We start from the raw sequence: 2,039 nt of genomic DNA on the forward strand, positions 1-2,039 counted from the left end.
GCCGAGACCGGGCTCACGAACATCAGCCGGCGCGTGCTCGGCTCCAGCGTGTAGTCCACGAAGCGCGTGAGCGTGGTGGCCTTCAGGATCACGTTGGCCTGGTTGCGGTCGCGCGAGACGATCTCCACCGTTTCGCTGTTCTCCACCAGATCGCCCAGGTTGCCCGCCAGGTAGTACGGCCCGGAGATGCCCTTGCCCGCGAATTCCTCGATCTGCTGGGTCTGCGAGGTGCGCGCGCCGTAGGCGGTCACGCGCATGCCGCCCTCCTCGTACACGCCCTTCATGCCGGTGAGGGTGCGGCTGGTCTGGCTGAGTTTTCTGACCTCGGTGCTGCTGGCGGTCTGGAAGTCGCCGTACAGCAGGTACGAGCGGTTCTTGTCGATGCGCACATAGAGCTTCTGCGAGCTCTGCGCGTCGTAGCCGCGCTCGGAGGCGTCGCCATAGACGGGGTAGAACTCGTCCGGGCGGATGTCGCGGAACAGGCGATCGCGGCTGGATTTGGCGGTGTCCAGCGAGGCGGTGAGCAGGTACTCGCCCTTGATGGCGCCCTTCAGGAAGAACGCGGCGCGGCCGCCCGCGCGGGTGTTCGTGGTGTCGCCGTTGTTGCCCAGCGCGCTGAGCTCCTGCTCGAAGGCCGCGCCCGCGGGCAGTTGGTCGATGCCCAGCTTGCCGCGCTGGGTCAGGTCGAGCGTGCCCTCCACGATGCCCACGGCAATCATGGGGCGCAGGTCCGGCAGCAGGGCCAGGCGCGCCTCCTGCACCAGGGCGTTGACGGTGGCGCGCACGCGCACGTCGCCCGGGGTGCCCGGCGGGATCAGGTGATAGGTGGCACGCCCGCCTTCGATGAAGGCCTGCAGGCCGGGCTCCTTGTCGTTGAGGTCCTCCTCCTGCCAGCGCCCGGCGTCGCTCTCCAGCGTGATGGCCGTGCGGGCGGTGACGGGCACGCCGGCCGCATCGGTGAGCACGATCTGCACGGGCACCGGGGTGCGCGCGTCGGCGCGGGCGTCGGTGGGCACCACGATGCGCACGATGCCCAGCTTGTCGGGGGCCGTGACGCCGATCTCCACCGGCTCGCCGCGGGCGTTGCCCATCTCGTCCATCACCTGCAGGCGCAGGCGGTTCGCGCCGGGCTTGAAGCCCACGCCGATGTACTCCCAGGCGCTGGTCTCGGTCTTGGGCAGCGTGGCCTTCTTGCCCACGCGCCGGCCGTCCACCAGCTCGCCGTTGACCGACAGCTGCAGCACCGCGCCCGCCGGGCCCTTCACGCGCACATTGAGGGACTGCCCGGGCAGGGTGTCGCCATCGCGCAGCTCCACGAAGCCGGGCTTGTTGTCCAGCTCGGGCAGGAGTTTCTCCAGCTCGACGCTGCTCGGGGCCACCGGCTGGGGCACCAGGCCCGCGGTGACGCTGCCGGGCTGGCCGGCGGCCTGGCTGCCGACGCCGGCGCTGGGCACCTGGCCCGTGGCCGGCAGCGACTTGACCTGCTGCGCGGCCGCCAGCGTGCCGGTGCCGCCCACGGTGCCGGTGCCGTCCAGGAAGTTGCCGCTGCCGGCACCGGCCGCGCCCACGCCGGCCGCGCGCTGCGGCGCCCCGGGCAGCGCGATCAGCGGGCCCGTGGTGGCCGTGAGCGAGGCGTTCGCGCCGCCGCCGCTGCCGTTGATCTGCCCGGCCGCCGGCATGCCGCGCGTGTCGCTGGCGGTCACCACCTGGCCCTTGGGGTCCAGCCGGTTGCGCAGGGCGCCCGCGAGTTCCGAGTCGAGGTTCTTGGCGGCGGCCTGGCGGCGCGCCTGCACGTCCTTCTGGGTGGCCTCGTTGTCGCAGCCGTGCAGCGGGAAGTTGGCCTTGTGGAATTCGCCCTTCTTGAGGTCCACGAAGCGGCTGTTGGCGGTGCCGGCGTTGCGGTTGTCCTGGATGGCCACCCGCGCGCCCACCGGCAGCGTGGTCTCGTCCAGGCGCAGCACGTGCGTCAGGGGCTTGAGGCCGTACAGGCTCCAGCGGCCCTCGCCGTCGGTGATCACGTTGGTGCCATCCTCCAGCCA

The 2,039-nt window shown here is 71.8% G+C and carries 1 pseudogene; it reads right to left on the reverse strand.

Going from position 1 to position 2,039, the window contains the following annotated elements:
* Nucleotides 1-2,039 (reverse strand): annotated as a pseudogene (locus ACT54X_RS28745) (hypothetical protein); the annotation flags it as partial.

It is taken from the genome of Pseudacidovorax sp. DMC4, from assembly GCF_056314265.1.